The organism is Paraburkholderia eburnea (genome assembly GCF_002917095.1).
Lineage (GTDB): Bacteria > Pseudomonadota > Gammaproteobacteria > Burkholderiales > Burkholderiaceae > Paraburkholderia > Paraburkholderia eburnea.
Window position 1 is genome coordinate 34,132 of sequence record NZ_PQGA01000014.1, and the last position, 18,916, is coordinate 53,047.

Consider the following 18,916-nt stretch of genomic DNA (forward strand, 5'->3'; position numbering starts at 1 on the left):
TGCGCCCATATTAGGCAACCGGACCGCCTTCGCGCCCCGTGAGGCACGACTGGCGCGGCTTGCGCGGGTGTTGCCGCTTCCTTGCCGCAGCGCGGCATTGGAAGTAGGCTTTCCCCTTTCCTCGCCTTCTACCGACCAGGGAGCCACCATGATTGTCTTCGTCACCGGCGCATCAGCAGGATTTGGCGCCGCCATCGCCCGAGCCTTCGTCAAGGGCGGCCACCGCGTCGTCGCCACCGCGCGCCGCAAGGACCGCCTCGACGCCCTCGCCGCGGAACTGGGTGACGCGCTGCTGCCGTTCGAGCTGGACGTGCGCGACCGCGCCGCCGTCGAAGCCGCACCGGCCGCCCTCCCCGCCGATTTCGCCAATATCGACGTCCTCGTCAACAACGCGGGGCTCGCGCTCGGCGTCGAACCGGCCCAGAAGGCCGATCTCGACGAGTGGGAAACCATGATCGACACCAACTGCACGGGTCTGGTGCAGGTCACCCACGCTTTCCTGCCCGGCATGGTCGAGCGCAACCGCGGCCACATTTTCAATCTGGGTTCGGTCGCGGGCCGCTGGCCTTACGCCGGCGGCAACGTCTACGGCGCGACCAAGGCGTTCGTGCGTCAGTTCAGCCTGAACCTGCGCGCCGACCTTGCGGGTACGGCGCTGCGCGTGACGGACATCGAACCGGGCCTGTGCGGCGGCACCGAATTCTCGAACGTGCGCTACCGGGGCGACGACTCCAAGGCGGCCAATGTCTACAAGGACGTCGAACCGCTCACGGCCGAGGACATCGCCGATTCGATCTACTGGATCGCCACGCGTCCCGCGCACGTCAACATCAATACGATCGAACTGATGCCCGTCGCGCAGAGCTTTGCAGGCCTCAACATCCACCGCGGCTGAAAGCTTTCAGAACACTTTCTTAGCTCAGTCGTCCGAACGGCGTAACGCAGGCTCGTTCCGGTAGAATGCGCGGCATGGAAAGATCCACCAGCAAGCCGGATGCGGCTCCATCGCAGGCCGCGGAAGGTTTTACATGGCCGGTCCGCGTCTACTACGAAGACACCGACGCCGGCGGCATCGTGTTCTACGCGAACTACCTGAAGTTCTTCGAGCGCGCGCGCACCGAATGGCTGCGCGCGTGCGGCGTCGATCAGCGCAGGCTCGCCGAGGAATCCGGCACGCTCTTCGTCGTGCGCAGCACGGCGCTCGACTACCGGGCGCCCGCGCGTCTGGACGATGTCGTAACAGTCGTGAGCCGCCTCGACAAACTCGGCCGCGCTTCTGTGGACTTCATGCAGGAGGCGTGGCGCGGCGAAACGCTGCTGGCGACGGGCAAAATCCGTGTCGCCTGCGTCGACGGCGCCGCGATGCGCCCGGCCGCTATTCCAGGCCCCGTTTTCGATGCTTTGGAACGTGGCATGAAGAAAGTCTTACCCGCTGTGTCAACGACAACTTAACTATTGCCGTTGATACGACGCCAGTGAACTCGCGTCGGTCATTGCAGGACCAAGCTGGGTTCGGCTGCAGCCTTGCTGTTTGCCTTCGGGAAGCTTCGCATTGTCTTGCAGCCGCTCGCCCCTCCCGGGACGTTACACCGAACCTCTATGAACACTACACAAGATCTGTCGATCATTTCTCTCGTTCTTAATGCGAGCATACTGGCACAGGCGGTGATGGGACTGCTCCTGTTGCTTTCCCTGATTTCCTGGACTTTCATCTTCCGCAAGTGGTTTGCCATCCGCCGCGCGCGCAGGCAAACCGAGCGCTTCGAGCGCGACTTCTGGTCGGGCGGCGACCTGCAGGCGCTGTATCAAAGCGCGGCCAACAACCGTCACACGATCGGCGCGCTCGAGCGTATCTTCGAGTCGGGCATGCGCGAATTCCTCAAGGCCAAAGAGAAACGCCTGAACGACCCGAGCCTCGTGCTCGACGGCGCACGCCGCGCGATGCGCGCAGCGTTCCAGCGCGAGATGGATGCGCTCGAAGCGAATCTCTCATTCCTCGCCTCGGTCGGCTCGGTCAGCCCGTACATTGGTCTGTTCGGCACGGTCTGGGGGATCATGAACGCGTTCCGCGGTCTCGCCAACGTGCAGCAGGCCACGCTCGCGAACGTCGCGCCCGGCATCGCCGAAGCGCTGACGGCTACCGCGATCGGTCTGTTCGCCGCGATCCCGGCCGTCGTCGCCTACAACAGCTACGCGCACGACATCGACCGTCTGGCGATCCGCTTCGAAACCTTCATCGAAGAGTTTTCGAACATCCTGCAGCGTCAGGCCCACTAATCTTCAAAGGAGTCGAAGATGGCAGGCTCAATGCGTTCGAGCATGCGAGGCAGCCGCTCGCGCCGTGCAATGGCCGACATCAATGTCGTGCCGTACATCGACGTGATGCTGGTGCTGCTCGTGATCTTTATGGTGACCGCGCCGCTCGTGGCGCCGTCCATCGTCAATCTGCCGACCGTCGGCGGCGCGTCGCAGCAGCAACAGGTACCGCCCGTGGTGGTGAACATTCGCCCCGACGGCAATCTGAGCGTACGCTACAAGGATGACTCGGGCGCCACGCAGCAGGAAACCATGTCGCGCGCCGATCTCAATAGTTTTGTCGCCGATCGTGAGCAGAGCCATCCCGACCAGCCGGTCGTGATCGCCGCCGACAAGGCCGTCAAGTACGAGACGGTGATGAACGTGATGTCCGATCTGAAGGCGCGCGGCGTCAAACGTGTCGGACTGCTCGTCAAATCGCAATGATCCGGAAGAACGAATCGTATCCGTTGCAGCCACCGCGCGAGCGCGGCACGGGACGTGCTATAGCGCTCGCCGTGGTCATGCACGTGCTGCTCGGCTTCTTCCTCTATCACGGTATCCACTGGCAAAACAGCACGCCGGCGGGCGAGGAGGCGGAACTGTGGACCGAGGTCCCGGACCTGTCCACGCCCGCGCCCAGGCCCTTGCCGCCGCCCGTACCGGTACAGCCTGCCCCGCCGCCGCCGCAAACGGAAGACGCCGACATCGCGTTGCAGCAGCAAAAGCGTAAGCAGCAGGAAGCGGCACGCGAGGCGCAACTGGCCGAACAGCAGCGTGTGAAGCAGCAGCAGGAAGCCGAAGCGAAGCGTCAGCAGCAACTCGCTGCCCAACAGGCCGCGCAACTGGCTGCGCAGCAAAAGCAGGCGAAGCTCAAGCAACAGCAGCAAGAGCAACAACAGGCCGCCGAAAAGCTCAAGCAGCAACAGCAGCAGCAAGACGCGCTCAAGAAGCAGCAGGAAGAACAACAGCAGCAGAAGCAGGCGAAGCTCGACGCCCAGAAGAAGGCCGACGCCGACAAGGCCGCCAAGGCCAAGGCGCAGGCCGACGCCCAGGCGAAGAAGATGGACGCCGAACGGCGCGCGCGCATCGCGCAGATGCAAGGTGCGATGGGCGGCGGCGAAGGCTCCAGCGGCAACGGTCTGGCGAAGAGCGGCACCGGCAGCGGTTCCGGCGGCAACGCGGCTTCGGCGGGTTATGCGGAGAAGGTGCAGCGGCGCGTGCGTCCGAACATCGTCTGGGCCGGCGACACAGCGGGCCTGGAAACGGTGGTCTCGGTGCACTGCGCGCCGAGCGGCACGCTGCTTTCGGCAACGATCACGCGTAGCAGCGGGAATTCGTCTTGGGACGACGCCGCGTTGCGTGCGGTCCAGCGCTCGGACCCGATGCCGCAGGACACCGACGGCAAGACGCCGTCGAGCTTCAAGATTACCTTGCGCCCGGCAGGTTGACGGCGCAAGTCAGAGCACAGGAAAGCTGGCGCGCGACAGCAGGCAAGGAACGAATCGATGCGTTTCGGGTCTGTCTGCTGTCCCGCGATGTGACAAATATCGCTTTTTCAGGAAACAGCACAGCATGAGTTTGATGACGAAGCTTGGCCTGCGTACCCTCGTCGCGTCCTGCCTGATCGCAGTCGGCGGCGCCGCGAACGCACAACTCAACGTCCTCGTCACCGGCGTGGGCTCCACCCAGTTCCCGATCGCCACGGCGACCTTCGCCGGCGAGGCCAACTCACCGCAGCAGGTGGCCGCCATCGTGCGCGCCGACCTCGCACGCAGCGGCAAGTTCACGAACGTCGACGCGGGCAGCACGCCGGTCTCGGAAAACGATTCGGTCGACCTCGGCGGCTGGAAGGCCAAGGGCGCCAACGCGTTCGTGGCGGGCAGCGTAAACAAGCTGCCGAACGGCCAGTACGAAGTGCGCTTCAAGCTCTACGACACCGTGAAGGGCGAAAGCCTCGGCGGCCTCGTGCTGCAAAGCCCGCCCGCCGGCCTGCGCATGAGCGCGCACAAGGTCGCGGACTACATCTACGCGAAGCTGATGGGCGACCGCGGCGTATTCGCCACGCGTCTGTCGTACGTCATCAAGACGGGCGGCCGCTATCAGTTGCAGATTTCGGACTCCGACGGCCAGGACGCGCACATCGCGCTGTCGAGCCCCGAGCCGATCATCTCGCCGGCCTGGTCGCCCGACGGCACCAAGGTCGCCTACGTTTCTTTCGAAAAGAAGAAGCCCATCGTCTACGTGCATGACCTGCCCACGGGGCGGCGCGTCATCATCTCGGATCAGAAGGGCAACAACTCGGCGCCGGCCTGGTCGCCGGACGGGCGCACGCTGGCCGTCGCCCTCTCGCGCACGGGCAATACGCAGATCTTCGCCGTCAATGCCGACGGCTCGGGTCTGCGCCGCCTGACGCAAGGCACGACGATCGACACGGAACCCACCTACTCTCCTGACGGACGCTCGATTTACTTCACGAGCGATCGCGGTGGCCAGCCGCAGATTTACAGGATGTCAGCACAGGGCGAAAACGCCGGTTCGGCGCAACGCGTGACGTTTACCGGCGGCTATAACACGAGTCCGCGGGTCAGCCCGGACGGCAAACAACTGGCGTACATTTCGCGCACGGGTGGCGGATTTAAGCTGTACATTCAGGATCTGCAGTCCGGCGTAGCGACCGCCCTGACCGACACGACACATGACGAATCGCCCAGCTTCGCGGCGAACGGTCAGTACATTCTTTACGCCACACAGGTGAACGGCCGTGGCGTGCTGGCTGCTGTTTCGACCGACGGTCGTACGCGGCAAATCCTGTCCGTTCAGGGCGGCAGCGTACGCGAGCCGTCCTGGGGTCCTTTTATGCAATAACACTTCAGGAGAGCAACAATGATGTCAAACAAAGTCCGCCTGGGCCTGGCCGTCTTGATGATCGGTGCGCTGGCAGCGTGCAAGTCGGCTCCGAAAGCCGATGAAAACGCGAACGCCGGCTCGATGAGCACGCAGCCGAACCCGAACGCAGTCGCACAGGTCAACGTCGATCCGCTGAACGATCCGAACAGCCCGCTCGCCAAGCGCAGCGTGTACTTCGACTTCGACAGCTACGCAGTCAAGGATGACTACCAGAGCGTGATCCAGGCACATGCACAGTACCTGAAGACGCATCCGGAACGTCACGTCCTGATCCAGGGCAACACCGACGAGCGCGGCACGAGCGAGTACAACCTGGCACTGGGCCAGAAGCGTGCTGAAGCCGTCCGTAAGGCCCTGTCGCTGATGGGCGTGCCGGATTCGCAGATGGAAGCCGTCAGCCTCGGCAAGGAAAAGCCGCTGGCGACCGGCCACGACGAAGCATCGTGGGCACAGAACCGCCGTGCTGACCTCGTGTACCAACAGTAATTTGAGCATTGGATGAAGGGGCGTATGTCGCACCGTTTCTCCCCGCTGCGCTTTGCCGCAGCCGCCTGCGTGGCCGGCGTCGCCTTTTCGGCGATGCCGGCCCACGCGGGTCTCTTCGATGACGATCAGGCGCGCCAGGCGATTCTCGACCTGCGTGCGAAGACGGACAATCTGAACAGCCAGTTGTCGGCCGCGCAGCGCACGATCCTCGATCAGTCCAACCGTATCGACCAGCTCAACCAGCAGGTCGCGACGTTGCGCGGACAGAACGAGGACCTCGGCAATGAGCTGACGACACTTGCGAAGCAGCAGAAGGACTACTACACGGACCTCGATACGCGTCTCAAGAAGTTCGAGCCGCAGCAGGAAACCGTGGACGGCGTGCAGGGCACGGTTCAGCCGGGTGAGATGGATGCGTTCAACTCTGCCTCCACGCAGTTTCGTAACGGCGACTTCAAGCAGGCCGCCGCGTCGTTCCGCAGCTTCATCTCGAAGTATCCGCAGAGCCCGTATCAGCCGACCGCGCAGTACTGGCTCGGCAACGCACTCTACGCACTGAAGGACTACAAGGGGTCGACCGCGACCTGGCAGAACGTAGTCAGCAAGTATCCGCAGCATCCGCGCGCGCCTGAGGCGCTGATGGCGATTGCGAACAATCAGATCGAGCAGGGGCAAAAGGCTGCGGCCAAACGCACGCTCGAGCAGATCGTTGCGCAGTACGGCAGTTCGGATGTGGCGCAGGCGGCGCAAAGCAAGCTCTCGCAGCTGAAGTAACGCGCTGCCGGCGATAGGCTTGTTACCGCTTGCCTGTCGCCTGCAATGAAGTTCGAAGGGCCCGGAAAGCGTCGGCTGGTTTGACGTGTTTCCGGGCTTTTTCTATTTTTGGCGCGCGGGTTAGTTGACAGCCTCCGGGTATCTCGCTATACTCCCGCTTCTCTTTTGGGTCGTTAGCTCAGCTGGTAGAGCAGCGGACTTTTAATCCGTTGGTCACAGGTTCGAATCCCGTACGGCCTACCAAAGCTTCAGGTAAAAAGCCCGGTCATTGCGACCGGGCTTTTTGCTTTCTGCAGCCGTTTTTCTCCGCTGCCAGGCGTGGGGCGATGGAACGAGCAAAGCCGGCACGGCCTCGGCAGCGCCAACGTGTATACTCGCGCCCTCCCCGCTGTTCTCCTCACCCGCTGCACAGGCCACGTCATCATGAAGTTCCCGACTCTCGCCTGCGCTCTCGTCGCGCTGCTCTGGGTCAGTCTGCGCGTTCAGGCGCAGGTTCAGGCTCCTCCCGAAGATTACGAGTATCTGCGCCGCATCCGCGTGCCCGACGCCGTCGTGAACTGCGTCGCCGCGCTCGACGAATGGGTGCACAAGGCGCAACGCTACGATTCGCTGCTCGTGCCCGACCGTCGCGCACTCACCGCGAACGTCGAAAGCCCTGTGCCCGCCAGCGCGATCGCGCCGGTATCGGCGTCATCAGATGCGGCGCCACGGGTGTCGTCCATCGACACGCTCATCCATCTGCGCGCCTTCGCGAAAGTGCGCGGCAAGTACGCCTGGGTGCCAGTGAAAGCAACGTGCGGCATCTGGCGCACGCATGTGGTCGACGTGGCGCTTTCGCCGCGCACGATGCACGAAAGCTCGCCGATTCACTGATCCAGCAGGACCGCAAAAGCGCGCTGGCGCGCTATCAACGTGCGCGCACATTGCCTGGTTGTACTGCGCGTTTTCACGCCCCGAAAAAGCAAAAAGCCCGTGCGCTTTCACGCACGGGCTTTTTGCCGCAACGAAATGCGGCGCTGATTGCGCGCTGATTGTGCGCTTAGTCCGCCTTGACGCCTTCGACCTGGATCTGCAGCGTCGTCAGCATCTTGAAGCCATAAGCCTGGCCATAGTTCACGCCGAAGTCCGAGCGGTCGAACTGGGCGGTCGCATCGGCGCCGCACACTTCGCGCTTGAGCATCGGGTTCTGGAAGCACTTGAACGAGTCGATCTTCAGGTTCAGCGGCTTCGTCACGCCGTGCAGCGTGAACGTGCCGATCACTTCGACGGGCTTGTCGCCGTCGAACTTGATCGAGGTGCCCTTGTAGACCGCCGTCGGGTACTTGGCCGCGTCGAGCATTTCCGCCGAGCTGACGTGCTTGTCGAGCGCCTTGTTGCCCGTGTCGATCGACGATGCGTCGATGGTCACGTCGACCGTGCCGGTCTTCGCGGCGGTGTCGAGCACGACGGTGCCCGAGCTCTTCGTGAACTTGCCGCGCCAAACCGAGACGCCGCCGAAGTGGTCGGTCTCGAAACTCGGGTACGTGTGCGTCGGGTCGAGGTTGTAGGTCGTGGCGGCGGCGAATGCCGGCGTAGCAAGGGCGGCGGCCAGCGCGGCGGCGGCGAAAATCGTGGTTTTCATGAAAGCGTGGGTCCTGTTACGGAAGAAACGAAAGGATGAACGGAGGGGAAAACGCAGGGCCAACACGCGTCAGTGCGCACCGGCCACGATGTGAAACTTGATCTGCACGTCGTCGGCGACGACGGAGGTGTCCTTCCACTCGCCCGTGCCGATGTTGTAGGCCAGGCGCTTGATGGGCAGCGCACCGTCGAACACCTGGTTTGCGCCGTCCTTGTGGTACTGCACGGGCACGACAACATCGGTCGTCTTGCCCTTGATCGTGAGCTTGCCCGCCACGCTGTAGGCGCCGTTCGCGCCCGGCTTGATCTGCGTGGACACGAAGGTCGCGTGCGGGAATTTACCGGCGTCGAACCATTCGTCGCCGGCGACTTCCTTGTTGTAGTCGGGCGAGCCGAGATCGAAGCTCGCGACATCGACGTCGAGCTTCGCGCTCGACGCGGCGGCGTTGGCCGGATCGAAATGCACGTCGGCGCTGAAGTGGTTGAACTTGCCTTCGACCGGCACGTTCATCTGCTTGAAGACGGCGGAGACGCTGCTCTTCGCGGCGTCGGCCGCCTCCGCGTTCAGCGCGAAGGAAGCCGTGAAGGCCGCGCCGGCGGCAAGCGCCGCGCCGAGCGCGACGACGGAGACTTTGGAGGCGAGACGTTGGATCATGTTCTTTCGGTTCGCGTTGAGCGGTGAAAAAGTTGGACTCGGGGTCAATCGCGCGGCGAGCCGAACGGCAGCATGCGCGCAAGGATATTCTGGCGATCGAGCCATTGATGCTTGACGACGGCGGCCACGTGCAGCACCACCACGGCGAGCAGCGCATAGTCGAGCGTCACGTGCACGGTGCGCAGCACGCCCTTGAGCGCCGTGTCGGGGCCGATCAGCGTGGGCAGCGGCCAGATGCCGAGATACACCACCTGAATACCCGCCGCCGAGCTGTAGAGATAGCCGCTCACGGGAATCGCCACCATCAGCAGATACAGCGCGAAGTGCCCCAGATGCGCGGCGCCCTTCTCCCAGCCATGCATCGTGCGCGGCAGCGCGGGCGCGGCGTGGGTCGCGCGCCACAGAATACGCACCAGCACGAGCGCGAGCACCGTCACGCCAATCCACTTGTGCCACGAGAAGTAGCGCAGCTTGGTGGGCGTGAAACCGGGAATGTCGGTCATGACCCAGCCGAGCGCGAAGCCCCACACGATCAGCGCGGCGATCAGCCAGTGCAGCAACATGGCGACGCCGCTATAGCGGCCGGCGGGCTTGACGGAAAGATTCATCGGCATTGACATCCTCGATAGGGAACGCGCACTTTAACCCGACGTTAGCTATACAAACAATCGTCTAGAATGGATCGTTATCATCCATTTTTTCGATAGGTCGATCATGGACCGCTCGCCCAGCCTCGAACAACTGCGTGCACTGATCGCCGTGGCCGAAACCGGCAGTTTCTCGGCGGCGGCGCGCCAGCTCGACCGTGCGCAGTCGGTGGTGAGCTATACGATCGCCAATCTGGAGTCGCTGCTGGGCGTGTCGCTGTTCGAGCGCGGCAAGCGCAAGCCCGAGCTGACCGCCGCCGGCAGGGCGATTCTCGCCGATGCGCGCCGGCTCGATCTGCTGATGGGCCAGCTTAACGCCAAGGCGGCGGGCCTGCAGCGCGGGCTGGAAGGCGAGGTTTCAGTCGCCGTCGATGTCATGTTTCCGTCGCAGCGCCTCGTGGAGGCATTGCAGGCGTTCGCGCTGGCGTTTCCTACCGTGGCGCTCAATCTCACCATGGAGGCGCTGGGCGGCGTGCTCAAGCTGGTGCTGGACGGCGACTGCGCCATCGGCCTGAGCGGGCCGAACCAGAACTGGCCGCATGTGATCGAGGCACAGTCGATCGGCACCGTCGAGCTCGTGCTGGTGGCCGCGCCCGGCCATCCGCTCGCGCAGATGCCGCAGCCCGTGCGCATCTCGGACGCGCGCGAGCACACCCAGCTCGTGCTGACCGACCGCAGCCGTTTGACCTACGGGCAAAGTTTCGGCGTGTATAGCAACCGGGCGTGGAAGCTCGGCGATCTGGGCGCCAAGCACCGGCTGCTGCTCGCGGGACTCGGCTGGGGGTCGATGCCGCGCCATCTCGTCGAAGCCGATCTCGAAAGCGGACGGCTCGCGCGCATCGTGCTCGCCGATCGAGGGTCGGTGAGCTACAACATCTCGCTGATCCATCGCACCGACGCCGCCACCGGCCCCGCCTGTCAGTGGCTCTGCCACTTCCTCACGAGCGGGACGCCGCCCGACGCGCCTCTGCCCGACGCGCGCTGAGCCTTCGCGACGTTGTGCGCTTACCACCCCGCGCCCGCGCCTGACAAAGCTTCACAAAGCCGCCACAGCCGCGCCGCACGGTGCGCTGCCGTTTCAAGACGCGACGATGGGCATGCCAATGCGCTTCCCGGTGATTTTTCGAGATGCACTGGCGTGCCATGATCGCGCCGCGCCCGGCCTCCCGCCCGGGACGCAGCCCGATATCGAGCCGTCTTATGTACAACTTCGTCTGCTGCCTGCTCTCGAATCTCGCCTTGCTTGCCGCCGTGCAACTGGTGTGCTGGTTCATCCGCGCGATGCGCCCGGACCTGAGGGTCCATGGCGAGCGTGTTTTCATCGGCATGATCGCCATTGCGTTCGTGTTCGACGCCGCGCTCACGTTCCTCGTATTCGCCGACGCCACGGGGCCGTGGCAGCGCTATCACCCGGTCAGCGCGTTCTGCGCGCGGGCGCTCGCCTATGCGCTGGCAGTAGCCGTCGCGCTGGCTTTCGCGCGGCGCGCAGCGCGTGCCGCCGCACAGCGCAACGCGCGCGAGCCACGCCAGGACGGCGCGCTCGTGATCGAAACGTCGCCGTACAGCAAGTCCAGGCTGCCGATGTGAGCGCTTGCTGTTACTTCTTCTTGGCCTTGCTACTTTCCTTGCTCTTTTCCTTGCGCCCGGCGTCCGAGGCCGCGGCGGCCTGGGCCACCGCTCCACCCGAGCCATTTGCCACCGCCGCCTGCGGCACCACGCCCGACCAGCCAGGCAGATAGCGCGCGTCGGCGTCGTGTGCGTGAGCGAGCGCATCGGCAAGCGCCTTGTCGAAGTCATTCGACACGCGCGCCGCGGCCACCTTCTGGCGCAGATAATCGGCCCAGAGGAATTCGCTGAACGGCGTCGTGTCCTTCGCATAGCCCCCCGCCACGCGCAACTCGCCCGCGAGACTGCGATACGGATCGTCGGCGAGACCGGAAAGCTGCTTGGGCAACGCGTCATAGTCGCGGCGCTCGCCCGCCGCATTGAACGGATGCACCCACTGGTTGTGCTCCATCATGCGCCAGAAGATCGTCGGCTCCAGCCACGAGAGATCCTTGATGACGGTGACGCGCACGCTCGGCACGCCTTCGTGCAGCCACGCCAGACCAAGGTGATGATGATCGACCACGTAGTAGCGCCCCTTCGGACCGAGCACGGCCGGAAACCAGTGATTCTCGATTGCCGCGGCGCGGCCTTTCTTGTCGAGCGTTTTCCAGTGCGTGCGCTTGATCTCCACCTCGCGATAGCCGACCGTGAGCTGCGTCGGCCGCAGCGCTTCGAGATCGACGGTGATGAGGTGCAGATCGGAATTCGACAGGTTCATGAAGCCTCCTTGTAGGTGTACTGATCGCTCGATGCGCTGAAAGTCGGTGCGCAAGGCAACCCGCAACGATAACGCCGATTGCGTATTCGATGCGCATCAGCTGAAGACCCAAGGCCGCAACGCGGCCCGCGCCTTGCCTGGGATCAACCCTCAAGCGCCTGGGCACGCAGGATGCACGCGATCGCCGCTTCGCCTATAAAGGCACAGGCGATGCGAATACGAGCCGCGCACCCTGCCCGCCGGAATTCCCTTGCCTCGCTCCACGGTTGCACAGTCGTCGTTTCAGTCGCTTCAACATGCAGTTACCTGCGGTTCAACGCGTCTTTCCGGCTCAATCACCGAAACCACCGAAACTACCGAAACAAGCGAGGGCATCTTGGATCTCGAAACCATCCGCGTATTCATCATGACCCGGGGCATCGACTTCGGGACCAAGGTCGTGGCGGCCATCGTCCTGTGGATCATCGGCCGCTGGGCGATCAACCTCATCGCCGGTTTCCTGCGCAAGTTTCTCGGGCGCAACGAACGCGTCGATGCCACGCTCGCGCATTACCTCAGCTCGATCCTCGCCGCCGTGCTGAATCTGATCCTGGTGCTGGCGATCCTGCAGGTGTTCGGCGTGCAGACGACCTCGTTCGCCGCGCTGCTCGCGGGGCTGGGTCTGGCCATCGGCACGGCATGGGGCGGCCTGCTCGCGCACTTCGCGGCGGGCGTGTTCATGCAGGTGCTGCGCCCGTTCAAGGTCGGCGACTTCGTGACGGCGGGCGGCGTGACGGGCACGGTCAAGGAGTTGGGCATCTTCGGCACGACCATCATCTCGCCCGACAACGTCGTGAACATCATCGGCAACAACAAGATCTTTTCGGACACGATCTCGAACTACAGCGCCACGCCCGTGCGCCGCGTCGAGCTGACCGCGAAGATCGCCAATGGCGTCGATCCCGTCGATGCCGCCAACCGCCTGCGCGCGGCGCTCGTGAAAATTCCGAACGTCGCCTCGGACCCCGCGCCGGATGTCGAGATTCTCTCGTTCACGCCTGAAGGCCCATTGCTGGCCGTGCGGCCTTATACGGCCAACGACACTTACTGGCAGGTGTATTTCGACACCAACCGCGCAATCGTCGAGACCTTCCGGGAGGCGGGTTATCCGACGCCGGAAACGCCTTCGCTGATCCGGCGCGTCGGCACGTAGCCGCGCTGGCCGCGCAAAGAAAAACGGCATCGTCCTGGCGGGCGATGCCGTTTTTTCATGAAGCGCGGATCTGGCTAATCAATTGCCCTCGGTTGCCCTCAGTTGCCCTCAATGACCATTAGGCCCGCGCACGGCATTGCCGCCGCTGTTCTTGCGCACCATCTTCCAGAGACCGCCGAGCACCACCGGCACGATCGCCGCACCAATCCCCACCAGCACGATGATGTTCAGGTATTGGCGGATGAACGGAATATTGCCGAAGAAAAACCCGAGCAGCACAAGCAACAGCACCCAGAGCAGCGCGCCCGCGATGTTGAAGAGCTGAAAGCGCTGCATGCTCATTTGCGAAACGCCCGCGACAAACGGCGCGAAAGTCCGCACGACCGGAATGAAACGCGCGAGCACGATGGTCTTGCCGCCATGGCGCTCGTAGAAGTCGTGGGTCTTTTGCAGCGCGGCGCGGTCGAGGAAGCGCTCCAGCCCGGGGATGCGCGTATTGAACACCTTCGGCCCGATGGCCCGGCCGATCAGATAGTTGAGCGTATTGCCCGCGACCGCCGCGACGATCAGCAGCGTGAGCAGCGCGCCGAGATTCATCTCGTGCGTGGCCGCGAACGCGCCGCCGATGAAGAGCAGCGAGTCGCCCGGCAGGAACGGCAGCACCACGAGGCCAGTCTCGCAGAACACGATCAGGAACAGCACCGCATAGACCCAGGCACCGTACTGGTGGATGAAGACTCCGAGAAACTTGTCGATGTGCAAGACAAGGTTGACGAACTGCAGCAGCGTATCCAAAAGTGTCCCTTATTGGTCGTGGCCCCGACGGCCCTTGTCGTGCGGGTAGGTGCTGATAAGTGCGGACAAGGGCGAGCGAAACCGGTGTTGCGCGAGAAGCAAAATTGACCGCGCCATGATACAGAAAGTGCCCCGGCGTCACGAAAAATTCCCACGAAAAACCGCAAAAATGCGTGCAATGCACGGCCAAAGCGCGCCAAACGTGGACAACCCGTGACCATCCTGCAACCCAAGCGCGGCCAAAACCAGGGCCGCAAGGCCGCCGGCCCGACTCGCTATAATTGCGCGCATGTCTGCGAATCCTGATCCCAGCGGCGCTGCCGCGCCCGACGCGGCCTCGCCTGCGAGCGCCGGGTCTGCCATCGACTCCGCCACCGACTCCATTACGGAAGCCGCGCCGCACGAGGTCCGCGCCGCGCGGCCCGCGCGCGCGATCCAGGCGCTGCCCGATCAGCTCATCAGCCAGATCGCCGCGGGCGAAGTGGTCGAGCGTCCCGCCTCGGTGGTGAAGGAACTGCTCGAAAACGCACTCGACGCAGGCGCGAGCACGCTGCGCATCCTGCTGGACGAAGGCGGTGTGAAGCGCATCTCGATCACCGATGACGGCTGCGGCATTCCCGAAGGCGAACTGCCGCTCGCGCTGATGCGCCACGCCACCAGCAAGATCCGCTCGCTCGCCGAACTCGAAAGCGTCGCGACGCTCGGGTTTCGCGGCGAAGCGCTCGCCTCGATCGCCTCGGTCGCCGAGATGTCGATCACGAGCCGCCCCGCCAGCGCCGCCCATGCGGTCAAGATCGACGCGCACACGGGCGCGCTCTCGCCCGCCGCGGGCGGCCAGGGCACCACGATCGAAGTGCGCGAGCTGTACTTCAACACGCCCGCGCGCCGCAAGTTCCTCAAGAGCGAGCAGACCGAACTCGGTCACTGCCTGGAGATGATCCGCCGCAGCGCGCTCGCGCGCCCCGACGTGACGATCTCGGTGCTGCACAACGGCCGCGCGGTCGAGCACTGGAACGCGAGCGATCCGTCCGCGCGTGTCTCGAAGATTCTCGGCGAGGTGTTCGCCACCGCCCATTTGCCGCTCGACGAGCGCGCCGGGCCGCTCGCCGTCTATGGCTGTGCCGGCCTGCCCACGGCGAGCCGCAATCGCGCCGATCAGCAGTACTTCTTCGTCAATGGCCGCTTCGTGCGCGACAAGCTGCTCACGCATGCCGTGCGCGCCGCCTACGAAGACGTGCTGCATGGCGACCGTTACCCGTCCTACGTGCTGTTCCTCGACCTGCCGCCCGAGGCCGTCGATGTGAACGTGCATCCGTCGAAGATCGAGGTGCGCTTTCGCGATTCCCGCTCGATTCACCAGTTCGTGTTCCATGCCGTGCAGCGCGCGCTCGCGCGGCACGCGGGCGCGTCGCCGGAGACCACCTCGGGCGGTCACTCCGCGATGATCGAGGCGCGTCCCGCGCCGGGCGCGGGCGTGCTGGGCGGATCGGTCGGCTTGTCTTCAAGCGCGACCAATCCGGCAGGCACGCCTTCGGGATACAACGCGGCTTCGGGCAAGTTCGGTACCGCGAGCGTCGCGAGCAGCTTCGGCGGCTCGGCTGGATCAGGTTTCCCCTCGGGCGGATCGGGCGCGCGTACGTCCGGCTTTGGCTCAGGTGGCTCAGGTGGCGCGGGCGGCTCGTCCAGCGGCAACACCTGGCTGCGCCAGTCGCGTATGCAGCAAGGCTCGCTGCCCGTCGCGCAGCCGCTCGCGCTCTATGACGCGCTGTTCGGCCGCAAGGACGTCGGCGCGGGCACGGCCGATGGCGCAACCGTGCCGCAGGCCGCCGAAGGCGGCGCGCTGTTCGACACCCCCGCGAGCGCCACGGACGCGGTGTTCGACGCGCGCGACGATCATCCGCTCGGCTTCGCGCTCGGCCAGGTGCACGGCATCTACGTGCTCGCGCAGAACGCGCGCGGCCTCGTGATCGTCGATATGCACGCCGCGCACGAACGCATCCTCTACGAGCAGTTCAAACATGCGCTCGCCGAACGCTCGCTCGCGGTGCAGCCGCTGCTGATCCCGATCTCGATGACGGCGGACCCCATCGAAACCGGCACCGTCGAAGAAGAACAGGCCACGCTCGAAGCGCTGGGCTTCGATCTGGCGGTGCTCTCGCCCACTTCGATTGCGATCCGCGCCGTGCCCGCGCTGCTCAAGGACGCCGATCTCCAGGCGCTCGCGCGCGCCGTGCTCACGGATCTGCACGCCTACGGCGGCTCGCGCGTGCTGACCGAGCGTCAGCACGAGATGCTCGGCACGCTCGCCTGCCACCATGCGGTGCGCGCGAACCGGCGTCTCACGCTCGACGAAATGAACGCGCTGCTGCGCCAGATGGAAGCCACCGAGCGCGCCGACCAGTGCAATCACGGGCGGCCCACGTGGTATCAGCTCACGCTCGCCGATCTCGACCGTCTTTTCATGCGCGGTCAATGAGCATGACGGATCACGTACTGCCGGTCGCGTGCCTGCTCGGCCCGACCGCTTCGGGCAAGACCGCCGCCGCGCTCGAATTTGCCGCGCAGTCGAAAGCGCGCGGGCGCGAAGTCGAAATCGTCAGCGTCGATTCGGCGCTGGTCTATCGCGGCATGGATATCGGCACGGCCAAGCCCGATGCGCGGGAACGCGCGGCGGCCGTGCATCATCTGATCGATATCGTCGATCCCGCCGATGCCTACTCCGCCGCCAACTTCCGCGCCGACGCGCTGCGCGTGACGGGCGAGATCGTCGCGCGCGGCAACCTGCCCTTGCTGGTGGGCGGCACGATGCTCTACTACAAGGCGCTCACGCAAGGCCTGAACGACCTGCCGACCGCCGATGCCGCCGTGCGCGCGCAGCTCGACGCCGACGCCGCCCGCGACGGCTGGCCCGCGCTGCACGCGCGTCTGGCCGAAGTCGATCCGCCCACGGCCGCGCGCCTCGCGCCGAACGACTCGCAGCGCATCCAGCGCGCGCTCGAAATCTTCCTGCTGACCGGGCAGCCGATGTCGGCGCTGCTGGCCGCGCCGCGTCAGGCCGCCACGGGCGACGAGGCGGCGCGCTACCGCTTCGTGCCGATCGCACTCGAACCGTCGGATCGCGGCGTGCTGCACAAGCGCATCGAACAGCGCTTCGACGCGATGCTTGCGAACGGGTTGCTCGACGAGGTGAAGGCGTTGCGCGAGCGCGGCGATCTCGACGCCGATCTGCCGTCGATGCGCTGCGTGGGCTATCGCCAGGCGTGGGAATACCTCGACGGCCTGATCGACTACGCGACCATGCGCGACAAGGGCGTGTTCGCCACGCGCCAACTGTGCAAACGCCAGCTCACCTGGCTGCGGGCGATGCCCGAGCGCATCGTCGTCGATTGCTGCGCGGCGGATGTGACGGCGCAGGCGGTGGCGGCGATTGCCGCCGTTGCGGAAACCTCGCTCTGAAATCTCAAGCGCGGCGCATTGCTCGCCGTGCATGTCCACGTCTTCTCCTCCAGGTTTTGTGCGCCACAACCGCGCCGCGTCGCCCGTCGACGCGCGCGGTCGCGCCCTTTTAGCCTCCAACACCCCGCATCGCATCACCCAAATCCCGTTGTCCCTGGCTTGACTTTCGCTCGACCGGATACGATCATTCGTTCATCTATAGAGCAAATGCTCACACTGAAAGCGATACGCACGCCACAAGGCGCGGCGCCAAACGGCGCTGCGCGGAATGCGCGCACCGCCGACAGGCCACAATCAGGGCGAAAAAACAGGAGACAACTATGGACAGCGCACGCAGCGACGCGAACGTGATCCTGCACATCGGCGCCGGGTCGTTCCACCGGGCGCATCAGGCGTGGTATCTGCATCGCGTGAATCTCACGCGCGGGGCCGGCGAGCCGCCGTGGTCGCTCACCGTGGGCAATATCCGCGCCGATATGAACCCCGTGATGGATGCCCTCGCCGCGCAAAAAGGCGTCTATACGCTCGAAACCGTCACGCCGCAGGGCGAGCGTCACTACGAGCAGATCCATTCGATCACGCGCGTGCTGCCGTGGTCGGCGGATCTCGCGAGCCTGATCGATGCCGGTGCCGATCCGGCCTGCAAGATTATCGCCTTCACGGTCACCGAAGGCGGCTATTACCTCGACGAACACGACCGCCTCGACACCGCGAACCCCGATCTGGCCGCCGATCTGAACGGTGCGCGCTCCACCATCTACGGCGCGCTCGCCGCGATCCTCGAAGCGCGCATGGCGCGCGGGGGGCACCCCGTCACGCTGCAGACCTGCGACAACCTGCGCAGCAACGGCAAGCGCTTTCACGCGGGCATGCGCGAATTCCTGAGCCTGCGCGGCGCGCTCGCGCTGCGCGAGTGGTTCGACGCCAACACCGCCTGTCCCGATTCGATGGTCGATCGCATCACGCCGCGCCCCACGCCCGACGTGCGCGAGCGCGTGAAGGCCGCGACCGGCATCGACGATGCCTGCCCCGTGATGGGCGAAGCCTTCATCCAGTGGGTGATCGAAGATCACTTCTGCGCGGGGCGGCCCGCCTGGGAGCGCGCGGGCGCGGAAATGGTGGAGTCGGTGATGCCCTACGAGGAAGCGAAGATCCGCATCCTCAACGCCACGCATAGCTGCATCGCGTGGGCGGGCACGCTGGTCGGCCTCGACTACATCCACGAAGGCACGAACGACGCCGATATCCAGGCTTTCGCGCGCGCCTACGTGACCGAGGACGTGATCCCCTGCCTCACGCCCAGCCCGCTCGATCTCGCGAAGTATCGCGACGTGGTGCTCGAACGCTTCAGCAATCCGTATATCCAGGACACCAATCAGCGCGTGGCCGCCGACGGCTTTTCGAAGATCCCCGGCTTTATCGCGCCGACCATCGCGCAACGCATCGCAGCCGGCGCCACGCCGACCGCCACCGCGATCCTGCCCGCGCTGTTCCTGCGTTTCCTGCAGCGCTGGAACGCGGGCACGTTGCCGTATCAGTATCAGGACGGCGTGATGGACGGCCCGTCGGTGGCGAAGATGTTCGAGTCCGCAGATCCGCTCGAAGCGTTCTGCGCCGACAAACTGCTGTGGGGCAGCCTCGCCGGCAGCGCGCCGCTCGTTGCCGCGCTGCGCGATGCGCTCGAACGGGGCGACGCCTGGCTCGCCCGGCGTGGCGCCAGCGTTTGACGAACACGCTCCTTTCCACGCAACCGGACGCGC

19 protein-coding genes, 1 tRNA gene and 1 pseudogene are annotated in these 18,916 nt (G+C 65.0%); 16 read left to right on the forward strand and 5 right to left on the reverse strand.

Annotated features, from left to right (window positions below; translation table 11 throughout):
* Window positions 1-148 precede the first annotated feature (148 nt).
* From ydfG to B0G62_RS21905, 10 genes are all read left to right on the forward strand, one after another.
* Window positions 149-895 carry a bifunctional NADP-dependent 3-hydroxy acid dehydrogenase/3-hydroxypropionate dehydrogenase YdfG gene (ydfG, locus tag B0G62_RS21860; protein ID WP_103706302.1) on the forward strand — a complete coding sequence of 249 codons (747 nt, stop codon included), beginning with the start codon at window positions 149-151 and terminating at the stop codon, window positions 893-895.
* 65 nt (window positions 896-960) lie between these two features.
* Window positions 961-1,452, forward strand: coding sequence for a tol-pal system-associated acyl-CoA thioesterase (gene ybgC / locus B0G62_RS21865; protein WP_103706303.1), 492 nt, complete (start codon window positions 961-963; stop codon window positions 1,450-1,452).
* A gap of 147 nt (window positions 1,453-1,599) precedes the next feature.
* The gene (tolQ, locus tag B0G62_RS21870) at window positions 1,600-2,277 is read left to right on the forward strand and encodes a protein TolQ (protein WP_027817805.1); all 678 of its coding nucleotides are present in this window, start codon (window positions 1,600-1,602) and stop codon (window positions 2,275-2,277) included.
* A gap of 18 nt (window positions 2,278-2,295) precedes the next feature.
* Window positions 2,296-2,742 carry a protein TolR gene (gene tolR, locus B0G62_RS21875; protein ID WP_103706304.1) on the forward strand — a complete coding sequence of 149 codons (447 nt, stop codon included), beginning with the start codon at window positions 2,296-2,298 and terminating at the stop codon, window positions 2,740-2,742.
* A complete protein-coding gene (gene tolA, locus B0G62_RS21880; RefSeq protein ID WP_103706305.1) occupies window positions 2,739-3,746 on the forward strand; it encodes a cell envelope integrity protein TolA in 1,008 nt (335 codons plus the stop codon). Before tolR ends, tolA begins: the two co-directional genes overlap by 4 nt.
* A 124-nt stretch (window positions 3,747-3,870) precedes the next feature.
* Window positions 3,871-5,163, forward strand: a complete 1,293-nt coding sequence (gene tolB, locus B0G62_RS21885) for a Tol-Pal system beta propeller repeat protein TolB (protein ID WP_103706306.1) — start codon at window positions 3,871-3,873, stop codon at window positions 5,161-5,163.
* 18 nt (window positions 5,164-5,181) lie between these two features.
* Complete coding sequence (gene pal / locus B0G62_RS21890) at window positions 5,182-5,691, forward strand: peptidoglycan-associated lipoprotein Pal (protein WP_103706307.1); 510 nt, start codon at window positions 5,182-5,184, stop codon at window positions 5,689-5,691.
* A gap of 24 nt (window positions 5,692-5,715) precedes the next feature.
* Window positions 5,716-6,465, forward strand: coding sequence for a tol-pal system protein YbgF (gene ybgF / locus B0G62_RS21895; protein ID WP_103706308.1), 750 nt, complete (start codon window positions 5,716-5,718; stop codon window positions 6,463-6,465).
* Between the two features lie 167 nt (window positions 6,466-6,632).
* Window positions 6,633-6,708: transfer RNA gene (locus tag B0G62_RS21900), tRNA-Lys, on the forward strand.
* 180 nt (window positions 6,709-6,888) lie between these two features.
* The gene (locus tag B0G62_RS21905) at window positions 6,889-7,338 is read left to right on the forward strand and encodes a BspC domain-containing protein (RefSeq protein WP_103706309.1); all 450 of its coding nucleotides are present in this window, start codon (window positions 6,889-6,891) and stop codon (window positions 7,336-7,338) included.
* 166 nt (window positions 7,339-7,504) lie between these two features.
* Here the strand turns inward: B0G62_RS21905 and B0G62_RS21910 are convergent, their stop codons facing one another.
* The 3 genes from B0G62_RS21910 to B0G62_RS21920 all read right to left on the reverse strand — a co-directional run bounded on the left by B0G62_RS21910 (window position 7,505) and on the right by B0G62_RS21920 (window position 9,348).
* Window positions 7,505-8,086, reverse strand: coding sequence for a YceI family protein (locus tag B0G62_RS21910; protein WP_103706310.1), 582 nt, complete (start codon window positions 8,084-8,086; stop codon window positions 7,505-7,507).
* Between the two features lie 69 nt (window positions 8,087-8,155).
* The gene (locus B0G62_RS21915; protein WP_103706311.1) at window positions 8,156-8,740 is read right to left on the reverse strand and encodes a YceI family protein; all 585 of its coding nucleotides are present in this window, start codon (window positions 8,738-8,740) and stop codon (window positions 8,156-8,158) included.
* Window positions 8,741-8,784: 44 nt separating this feature from the next.
* Window positions 8,785-9,348 carry a cytochrome b gene (locus tag B0G62_RS21920; RefSeq protein WP_103706411.1) on the reverse strand — a complete coding sequence of 188 codons (564 nt, stop codon included), beginning with the start codon at window positions 9,346-9,348 and terminating at the stop codon, window positions 8,785-8,787.
* Window positions 9,349-9,454: 106 nt separating this feature from the next.
* Here B0G62_RS21920 and B0G62_RS21925 point away from each other — a divergent pair, with 106 nt between their 5' ends.
* The gene (locus B0G62_RS21925; protein WP_103706312.1) at window positions 9,455-10,372 is read left to right on the forward strand and encodes a LysR family transcriptional regulator; all 918 of its coding nucleotides are present in this window, start codon (window positions 9,455-9,457) and stop codon (window positions 10,370-10,372) included.
* Window positions 10,373-10,587: 215 nt separating this feature from the next.
* Window positions 10,588-10,974 (forward strand): hypothetical protein, encoded by a 387-nt coding sequence (locus B0G62_RS21930; RefSeq protein ID WP_103706313.1) that lies wholly within the window; start codon window positions 10,588-10,590, stop codon window positions 10,972-10,974.
* A gap of 124 nt (window positions 10,975-11,098) precedes the next feature.
* On the opposite strand, the pseudogene B0G62_RS21935 reads toward B0G62_RS21930, so the two are convergent.
* Window positions 11,099-11,713: pseudogene (locus tag B0G62_RS21935) on the reverse strand (ParB-like protein); the annotation flags it as partial.
* A gap of 376 nt (window positions 11,714-12,089) precedes the next feature.
* Between B0G62_RS21935 and B0G62_RS21940 the strand changes: the two are divergent.
* On the forward strand, window positions 12,090-12,905 hold the full coding sequence (locus B0G62_RS21940) for a mechanosensitive ion channel family protein (protein ID WP_103706315.1): 816 nt from the start codon (window positions 12,090-12,092) through the stop codon (window positions 12,903-12,905).
* Between the two features lie 108 nt (window positions 12,906-13,013).
* On the opposite strand, the gene B0G62_RS21945 is transcribed toward B0G62_RS21940, so the two are convergent.
* A complete protein-coding gene (locus B0G62_RS21945) occupies window positions 13,014-13,700 on the reverse strand; it encodes a DedA family protein (protein ID WP_103706316.1) in 687 nt (228 codons plus the stop codon).
* A gap of 289 nt (window positions 13,701-13,989) precedes the next feature.
* Between B0G62_RS21945 and mutL the strand changes: the two genes are divergently transcribed.
* The 3 genes from mutL to dalD all read left to right on the forward strand — a co-directional run bounded on the left by mutL (window position 13,990) and on the right by dalD (window position 18,883).
* Complete coding sequence (gene mutL / locus B0G62_RS21950; RefSeq protein ID WP_103706317.1) at window positions 13,990-16,176, forward strand: DNA mismatch repair endonuclease MutL; 2,187 nt, start codon at window positions 13,990-13,992, stop codon at window positions 16,174-16,176.
* A gap of 2 nt (window positions 16,177-16,178) precedes the next feature.
* Window positions 16,179-17,156: a tRNA (adenosine(37)-N6)-dimethylallyltransferase MiaA gene (gene miaA / locus B0G62_RS21955; RefSeq protein WP_103706318.1), complete on the forward strand. Its 978-nt coding sequence runs from the start codon at window positions 16,179-16,181 to the stop codon at window positions 17,154-17,156.
* Between the two features lie 320 nt (window positions 17,157-17,476).
* Window positions 17,477-18,883, forward strand: a complete 1,407-nt coding sequence (dalD, locus tag B0G62_RS21960; protein ID WP_103706319.1) for a D-arabinitol 4-dehydrogenase — start codon at window positions 17,477-17,479, stop codon at window positions 18,881-18,883.
* Window positions 18,884-18,916: the final 33 nt, after the last annotated feature.